At 75.7% G+C, this 7,741-nt stretch carries 7 protein-coding genes; 2 read left to right on the top strand and 5 right to left on the bottom strand.

Annotated elements, in window-relative coordinates:
• The first annotated feature begins 46 nt into the window (after positions 1 to 46).
• Positions 47 to 1,150, top strand: coding sequence for a glycosyltransferase family 4 protein (locus tag K1J50_RS18070; protein ID WP_220119151.1), 1,104 nt, complete (start codon positions 47 to 49; stop codon positions 1,148 to 1,150).
• A 120-nt stretch (positions 1,151 to 1,270) separates the two neighbouring features.
• On the opposite strand, the gene K1J50_RS18075 is transcribed toward K1J50_RS18070, so the two are convergent.
• From K1J50_RS18075 to K1J50_RS18085, 3 genes are all read right to left on the bottom strand, one after another.
• On the bottom strand, positions 1,271 to 2,005 hold the full coding sequence (locus K1J50_RS18075; RefSeq protein WP_220119152.1) for a YjbF family lipoprotein: 735 nt from the start codon (positions 2,003 to 2,005) through the stop codon (positions 1,271 to 1,273).
• A 55-nt stretch (positions 2,006 to 2,060) separates the two neighbouring features.
• Positions 2,061 to 4,121 carry a TRAP transporter permease gene (locus K1J50_RS18080; protein ID WP_255575448.1) on the bottom strand — a complete coding sequence of 687 codons (2,061 nt, stop codon included), beginning with the start codon at positions 4,119 to 4,121 and terminating at the stop codon, positions 2,061 to 2,063.
• Positions 4,122 to 4,234: 113 nt separating this feature from the next.
• Positions 4,235 to 5,230 (bottom strand): TAXI family TRAP transporter solute-binding subunit, encoded by a 996-nt coding sequence (locus K1J50_RS18085; protein ID WP_220119153.1) that lies wholly within the window; start codon positions 5,228 to 5,230, stop codon positions 4,235 to 4,237.
• A gap of 194 nt (positions 5,231 to 5,424) precedes the next feature.
• On the opposite strand from K1J50_RS18085, the gene K1J50_RS18090 reads away from it, so the two are divergent.
• Positions 5,425 to 6,126, top strand: a complete 702-nt coding sequence (locus K1J50_RS18090) for a CBS domain-containing protein (protein ID WP_255575449.1) — start codon at positions 5,425 to 5,427, stop codon at positions 6,124 to 6,126.
• Here K1J50_RS18090 and K1J50_RS18095 read toward each other — a convergent pair.
• Entirely contained in the window at positions 6,111 to 7,394 is a 1,284-nt protein-coding gene (locus K1J50_RS18095; RefSeq protein ID WP_408869383.1) for an MFS transporter, read from the bottom strand. The two genes, K1J50_RS18090 and K1J50_RS18095, sit on opposite strands and share 16 nt — an antisense overlap.
• A gap of 35 nt (positions 7,395 to 7,429) precedes the next feature.
• Positions 7,430 to 7,741: hypothetical protein (locus tag K1J50_RS18100; RefSeq protein WP_220119154.1), on the bottom strand; the 312-nt coding region annotated here is incomplete at its 5' end.

Consider the following 7,741-nt stretch of genomic DNA (forward strand, 5'->3'; position numbering starts at 1 on the left):
GGCTTGCCGCCCCGCCCCTTCTCGGCCATAGCGCCGCGGCGCGCCCATGCAGCCCGAAGCCGTCCTCCGCCACCTCGCCTTCGCCGGGGGGCTCGCCCTGGTCTCCGCGCTCGCGGTGCGGCTGATGATCGCCTTCCCGATCCTCGATCATCCCGACCCGCGCAAGGCGCACCGCCGGCCCACGCCCAAGGGCGGGGGGGTGGGCATCGTGCTCGCCTTCCTCGCCGGCATGCTGGTGCTGTTCGCGGTGGCGCGCTCGGCGCGCCTGGCCGATCCGCAATTCCTCGGCGTCATCTTCGCCGCCGCCGCGATCGCCGCGGTGGCGCTGGCCGACGACATCCACGACTTCCGCTTCACCGTGAAGCTCGCGGCACAGACCGCGGCGGCGCTGGTCGCGCTGGCGAGCGGGATCGGCCTGACGCGGCTCGCCATCCCCTATGTCGGACCGGTGGAGCTCGGCTGGCTCGGCCCGGCGCTGACGCTGTTCTGGATCGTCGCCTGCACCAACGCGGTGAACTTCATGGACGGGCTCGACGGGCTGGTCGGCGGGACGCTGCTGATCGCCTGCGCCGCGCTGTCGGCGATCGCGGCCTTCGAGGGCGGCTGGTTCGTCTACATCGCGGCGATGTTCCTGGCCGCGGGGCTGCTCGGCTTCCTGCCCTTCAACCTGCACCCGGCGCGCATCTTCATGGGCGACGTCGGCAGCCAGTTCTGCGGCTTCGTGGTCGCCGTCCTCGCCGTGGCGAGCGCGCGCTTCGATGCGGCGCAGATCTCCTTCCTGCTGGTGCCGCTGCTGCTGTTCGGCCTCCTGTTCGACGCCGGCTTCACGCTGCTGCGCCGCGCCGCGATGGGCGAGCCGCTGGCCGCGCCGCACCGGACGCACCTCTACCAGCTCGCCGAGCGGAGCGGGGTGCCGGTGCGCGCGGTGGCGGCGCTGCACTGGGGGTTCGCGGCCTTCGGCGCGGCGCTGGCGGTGCTGTTCCTGCGCCTGCCGCCCTGGGCGAAGCCGCTGGTGGTGCTGCCGGCGCTGGCGGTGCAGCTGCTGTGGCTGGCCTACGTGGCGCGGCGCGTGCGGCGCGCGGGGATCGGCTGGCGGGCGGCCGGCGGCGCCGGGAACGGCGGGGACGCCCCGCGGCCGCGGTCCTGGTAGCGCCGCCGGCGCGCGCCGGCGGCCCCGCGCCCGCGGCCGTTCCCGTTCGGCCGTGCCCGTCGCGGCGGCTGCCCCGTTGCTTGCCGACCCCGGCCCCGCCCCGGCCGTCCGCGATCCCGTCTAGCGCTCGGGCGGCGCCGGCCCGACCACCTCCATCGCCAGCGGCGGCGTGTCCTCGCCGATCCACTGCTCGGAGCGGAACACGGCGCCGGTGCGCGCATCGGCCCAGAAGCGGTTGACCGCGCGCGCATCGCCGCTGCAGCGCTCCTCGATCAGCAGCACCTCCTCCCCCGCCTCCGGCAGCGCCGCGCCGCGCAGCCGGCAGGTCAGCACGAGGCCGAAGCGCATGCCGGAGGGGCCGCGCCCGGCGCGGGCGAGGTCCACGGTGCGGCGGGCGCGCTGCTCGCGCCCGACCAGGGCGCGCGGGTCCTCGAGCGGGTCGGGATCGTCGAAGCGGGTGGCGGTGACGCGCTCGGCGAGGCCGGCGGTGGCGACGACGCGGGCGCCGTCGGTCGCCACCACCAAGCCGCCGGCGCTGCGCCAGAGCCGGCGCTCGCCCTCCTCCTGGATCAGCAGCGCCCGGGCGCGCCGCCCGCCGAGGCGGAGCGACAGCGCGGGCCCCTCCTCGGGCGACGGCGGGGCGGCGCGCTGCGGCTCGGCGCTCCAGTCCACCTCGCGGTCGGGGATCGCGCCGTCGTCGCGCGGCAGGAGCAGATCGCCGAACGGCCAGAGCGCGGCGCGGGCGAGGTCGCTCGCGGCGATGCGGCCGCAGCCCGGCGTCGCCAGCAGGGCGGCGGCCAGCAGCGGCGGGAGGAGGCGCGGCGCGCGGCGGCAGGGCGGCGGGCAGCGGCGCATGGCGGCCGCGCCGCTATCACGGCCGGGCGGCGGGCGCGACGGGCGCGCCGCCGGTTCACGCCGTTTTCGCGCTGCGCGGCGGCGCCGCCGCCCCGCCGCGCCGCTGCAGCGCCAGCAGCCCCGCGGCGAGGCCGAGCCCGAGCCAGTGCGGCGCCGGCAGCGCGTCGGCGAACGCCGCCTCGATCAGCGCCGGGAAGATCATCAGCAGGCCGGCGAGCGCGAAGCCCGCACGCTCCCACAGCGCCAGCGCCCGCCGCGCATGGCCCTGCGCCGCCGCCGCCAGCGCGGCGAGGCCGCAGGCGGCGAGCAGCACCTGCCAGGCGACGTCGCCCCAGCCCATGCCCTCGCGGAAGGAGAGCAGCAGCCCCACGCCCTCGGGGTCGGTGACGAAGACGAAGGGCAGGAGGAAGGCGGGCAGGGTGTACTTCCAGGCCTGCAGCGTCGTGCGGTAGGGCCCGGCGCCGGTGATGGCGGCGGCGGCGAAGGGGCTGAGCGCGGTGGGCGGCGAGACCTCCGACAGCACCGCGTAGTAGAAGACGAACATGTGCGCGGCGAAGTCCGGCACGCCGAGCTTGATCAGCGCCGGCGCCGCGACCACGGCGCAGATGATGTAGCTCGCCGTCACCGGCACGGCGAGGCCGACCACCCAGACGATCAGCGCGGTGTAGAGGGCGGTCACCACCAGCGATCCGCCCGCCGCCTGGATCGCGATGTCGGAGAATTTCAGGCCGAGGCCGGTGAGGGTGATGACGCCGACGATGATCCCGGCGCAGGCGCAGGTGGCGGCGATGCCGACCGCCTGCACCGCGCCGCCGGCCAGCGCCTCGACGAGCCGCCGCGGCCAGAGCGCCGTCTCCGGCCGCACGAAGGAGAGCGCGACGGCGACCAGCATGGCGTAGAGCACCGAGAGGGTGGGGGAATAGCCCCACACCATGAAGACGACGATCGCGACCAGCGAGGTGAAGTGGAAGCCGTAGCGGCGGACCAGGGCGCCGGGGCGCTCGGTCGCGATCGTCTCCTCTGGCATGCCGGCGCGGGCGGCGATGCGGCGCTGGTCGAGCTCGACCATGAACAGCAGCGAGGCGTAGTAGAGCACGGTCGGCACCACCGCCATGCGCAGCACGTCGAGGTAGCCGATCTTCAGGTATTCCGCGATCAGGAAGGCGGCGGCGCCGAGCACCGGCGGCGAGATGATCGCGCCGAGCCCGCCCGCGGCGAGCAGCCCGCCCGCGTCGTCCGCGCGGTAGCCGACCCGGCGCATCATCGGCCAGGCGACGGTGCCGAGCGTGACCGTGGTGGCGACACCGGAGCCCGAGGGGCCGCCGAGCAGGAAGGAGGAGAGCACCACCGTCCGCCCGGCGCTGGTCGCCTTGCCGCCGGTGGCGGCGAAGGAGAAGTCCACGAAGAACTTGCCCGCGCCCGAGGCCTGCAGGATCGCGCCGTAGATGGTGAACAGGATGATCAGCGTCGCCGAGACGTCCACCGCCGTGCCGAAGATGCCGTCGAGCGTGATCGTCAGGTGCGGGATCAGCCGCTCGGCGTCGTAGCCCTGGTGCCGCCAGGGCGGGGGCAGGAGGTTGCCCCAGAAGGCGTAGAGCATGAAGGCGGCGGCGAGGCCCGGCATGATCCAGCCGGTGGTGCGCCGCGTCACCTCGAGCACGAGCGCGATCAGCACCCAGCCGACGACGAGGTCCATCGGCTCGGGGAAGACGTAGCGGTCGAGCAGCTCGTCGCCGCCGGCGATCAGGTACCAGGTGACGCCGAGCGCGGCGGCGATCAGCGCCCAGTCCCAGGGCATCAGGCGATGGCGGAAGCGGCGCGCCAGCGGGAAGAGGTAGAAGCCGAGCGCCATCGCGAAGCCGACATGGACGAAGCGCAGCGTCGTCGTCGGCACGATGGACCAGGCCGCCCAGAGGTGGAACAGGCTCATCGCCAGGGCGAGCGCCGTGCCGGCGTGGCCGAGCAGGCCGGTGAAGCGGTTCTGCGACCCCTCCTCGGCCTCGATCAGCTCCTCGAGCTTCGCGGCGGTCGCCTCGTCGAGCGTGCCGGGGGCGATCTCCGGCGGCAGGTGGTGGCGGTGCGGGGACTGGTCGTCGGGCGGCGTGGGCGTGGCCAAGCGGGGAGCTCCGGCGGGAGGGGGCGAGGAACGGGCGGCACGGGCGCCGCGCCCGCGGCCTGCGGCGCCCGGCGATGGGGGCGGCCGGTCCGCCGGCCGGCCGCGCCCCCGGATCAGGCGAGCTGCGCGCCCTGGGCCTTCCAGAAGGCCTCGGCGGCGGGGTGCCAGGGCACGCCGGCGGCGGCGCTCTTCTGCCGCTCGAGCGTGAAGTTGCGCGCCTCGGCGTGGATGCGGACGAGCTCCTCGCGCCCGCCCCAGATCACCTCGAGGATCTTCGTCACCAGCTCCGGCTCCATGTCCTCGCGCACGGCGATGATGTTGCCGACCGACATCTGGTGGTTGTCGGTCTTCTGGCCCGGATAGGTGCCGGCGGGGATGACTTCCGGGAAATAGACCGGCCCGTACTTCTCGACGATCTTCGGGATGTACTGCGCATGGTCGATCAGCACGATCTGCACGCCCGGGCTGGCGGCGAGGTCGGTGATGGCGCTGGTGGGGACGCCGGAGACGAAGAAGTAGGCGTCGAGCTTGCCGTCCTTGATGGCGTTGGTGCTCTCGGCCGGCGAGAGGCGCTCGCGGGCGCGGAAGTCCTTGTCGCGGTCGAGGCCGACCGCCTCGATCAGGCGGAAGGCCATCACCTCGGTCGCCGAGCCGGGGGCGCCGGTGGAGACGCGCTTGCCCTTGAGGTCCGGCATCGTCCGGATGCCGGTCGCCTCGACGGTCACCACCTGCATGCGGTTGGTGTAGAGCACGGCGATGGCGCGCACCGGCACCGGGCGGCCACGGAAGCGCTCGACGCCGCGATAGGCGTCCACCGCGGCGTCCACCTGGGTGAGGATCATGCCGACGCGGCCGGCGCCGAGGAGCTGGAGGTTGGCGACCGAGCCGCCGGTCACCTCCACGGTCGCGCTCATGCCCGGGATCTGGCGGCTGAGCAGGTTCGCCATGCCGCCGCCGAGCGGGTAGTACACGCCGCCCGTGGTGCCGGTGGCGATGGCGAGCTGCCGCGGGGCCTGCGCCTGCGCCCGCCGCGCCTCCCCTGCGGACAGGCCGACCAGGGCCGCGGCGGCGGCCGCGCCGAGCGCGGTGCGACGATCCATGCCGGTCATGGACGAGGTTCCTCCGTGGAGTTGGGGGCGCATCCTTAGCCGTGCGGCCGGCGGGACGAAAGCCCGCGGAGGGCGGTGTGCGCCCCCGGGCGGGGCGACCCGGCGGCGAGACTTGACCTGGCGCAAGGCGCAGCCGCTCCGGCCCCGCCTAGCCTCGCCGCGCACGCCAGGCACCGGATCGGAGGAGGTTCGCCATGCATGGCCCGCGCGCCCGGGACCTGATGACGCCGGACGTGGTCACCGTGCCGCCGGAGATGTCGGTGGCGGCGATTGCCCGGCTGCTCTCCGAACGCGGCATCTCGGCGGTGCCGGTGGTGGGCGCGGACGGCGCGCTGCGCGGCATCGTCACCGAGGCCGACCTGATCCGCCGCCTGGCCGGGCAGGAGGACGAGCCGCCGGGCTGGTTCGCCAGCCTGTTCGCCGATCCCGAGGCGCTCGCCGACCGCTACGCCCGCACCCATGGCCTGACTGCCGAGGAGGTGATGACGACGCCGGTGGTGACGGTCGGGCCGGACGAGACCGCGCAGCGCATCGCCCATCTGATGGAGGAGCGCGGCATCCGCCGCGTGGTGGTGACCGAGGACGGCCGCCTCAGGGGCATCGTCAGCCGCGCCGACCTGCTGCGCGCCCTCGTCGTGCCGCCGCCCGAGACGACCGGGCAACTGTCCGACGAGCGCATCCGGCGCGCGGTGCTGGCGGCGATGCGCAAGGAGCCCTGGGCCGACACCTTCCACACCGTGGTCGAGGTGAAGGACGGGGTGGTGGAGTTCCACGGCTTCCGGCGCTCCGAGGCGGTGCAGCGGGCGCTGCGGGTGCTGGCGGAGAACGTGCCGGGGGTGAGGAAGGTGGTGGACCGCACCCAGCCGCTGCCGCCCTACCTCTACGCCGTGGCCTGAGGCGGCGCCGCCCGGGGCGGCGGCTCGCGCACCGGGGCGAGGATCGCCGCGCCGGCGGCGAGGAAGACGAGCACCGTCGCCATGCCGGCCCGCTGGCTGCCGGTCGCCTCCGTCACCGCGGCGAGGACCGCCGGACCGAGGAAGGCGGTGATGCGGCCGGAGAGGGCGAACAGGCCGAAATGCGCCGCCTCCTCGCCCGGCGGGGCGAGACGGGCCATCAGGGTGCGGCTCGCCGCCTGCGCCGGGCCGAAGAAGACGCCGAGCGCAAGGGCGAGGGCCCAGAAGGCGGCCTTGGCCTTGACCAGCAGCAGCGCGGCGCCGAGCCCGACCAGGGCGCCGAGCGCGAGCAGCACGGTGCGGCGCGAGCCGATGCGGTCCTCGACGAGGACGAAGCCGGCGGCGCCGAGGCCCGCGCTGACGTTGAGCGCGATGCCGAAGGCGAGGATCTCCTCGAAGTCCATGGCGAAGACGCCGGCGGCGTAGATCGCGCCGAAGGCGAACAGCGTGTTCAGCCCGTCGGTGTAGAACAGCCGCGCGAGCAGGAAGCGCAGCAGGACGGGCTCGGCGGGCAGGGAGCGCAGCAGCGCCGCGATCTCGCGCAGGCCGGCCCGCGCCGCCGCCGTCCAGGGCGGGCGCTGGGCGCGCGGCGGATCGGGCAGCGCGAGCAGCACCGGCCAGCCGAAGACGAGCATCCAGAGCGCGACCAGCAGCGCCGTGGCGCGCACATGCTCGGCCGCGGCGCGGTCGAGGCCGAGCGGCGAGGGATCGGGCCGCACCAGCAGGAACAGTGCGAGGCCGAGGCAGGCAAGCCCGCCCGCGTAGCCGAACCCCCAGGCGAGGCCGGAGAGGCGCCCGATCCGCTCCGGCGCCGCGACCTCCAGCAGCATCGCGTTGTAGAACACCGTGCCGAGCTCGAAGGCGACGGTGGCGACGCCGACGCATGCCAGCGCCCACGCCGTGAAGGAGGGGTCGGGCCGCGCGAACCAGACCAGCGCCGTCGCGCCGGCGGCGACGAGGGTGGAGAGCAGCAGCATCAGCCGCCGCCGCCCGCCGGCATCGGCGATGGCGCCGAGCACGGGCGAGAGGAGGGCGATGGCGAGGCCGGCGGCGGTCTGCATCCAGCCCCACTGCGCCTGGCCGGTGACCGGATCGGGCGCGATGCCGCGGGCGAAATAGGCGGCGATCACGAAGGTGGAGACCACCGTGGGGAAGGCGCTGTTGGCCCAGTCGTAGAGCGCCCAGGCGAGGGCCTTGCGGGAGCGGCGCACGGGGATCCCCGGCGGCGCCGGCCTTCAGGCGGCGCTCACGCGAGCGCCGCCAGCGCGCGGCTCGCGACGGTGACGGCGGCGAGGTCGGCGGCGCCCGCGGCCTCCCGCGCCAGCCGCGCCGCCGCGGCGGCGCGCGCCGCCTCCGGCGCGGCGCCGCGCAGCCGGGCGAGCGCGAGGCGCATCTGCGCCGCCGTCAGCTCGTCGAGCAGCACCGCCTTGGCGCGCGCGCCGAAGGCACCGGAGGTGCGGGCGGCGGCGGTGGCGGCGCGCAGGGCGTCGAGCGCGAAGGCCTCGCCGGTCGCGTCCCAGGCGGCGGCGGCCTCGAGGGGCGCGACCCCGGCGAGGCC

It is taken from the genome of Caldovatus aquaticus (assembly GCF_019458025.1).
GTDB lineage: Bacteria > Pseudomonadota > Alphaproteobacteria > Acetobacterales > Acetobacteraceae > Caldovatus > Caldovatus aquaticus.

Bases quoted from the DNA above. Each gene is read 5' to 3' on its own strand.
- K1J50_RS18090 (WP_255575449.1), top strand. From the start codon at position 5,425: ATGCATGGCCCGCGCGCCCGGGACCTGATGACGCCGGACGTGGTCACC.
- K1J50_RS18070 (WP_220119151.1), top strand. From the start codon at position 47: ATGCAGCCCGAAGCCGTCCTCCGCCACCTCGCCTTCGCCGGGGGGCTC.
- K1J50_RS18085 (WP_220119153.1), bottom strand. From the start codon at position 5,230: ATGACCGGCATGGATCGTCGCACCGCGCTCGGCGCGGCCGCCGCCGCG.
- K1J50_RS18075 (WP_220119152.1), bottom strand. From the start codon at position 2,005: ATGCGCCGCTGCCCGCCGCCCTGCCGCCGCGCGCCGCGCCTCCTCCCG.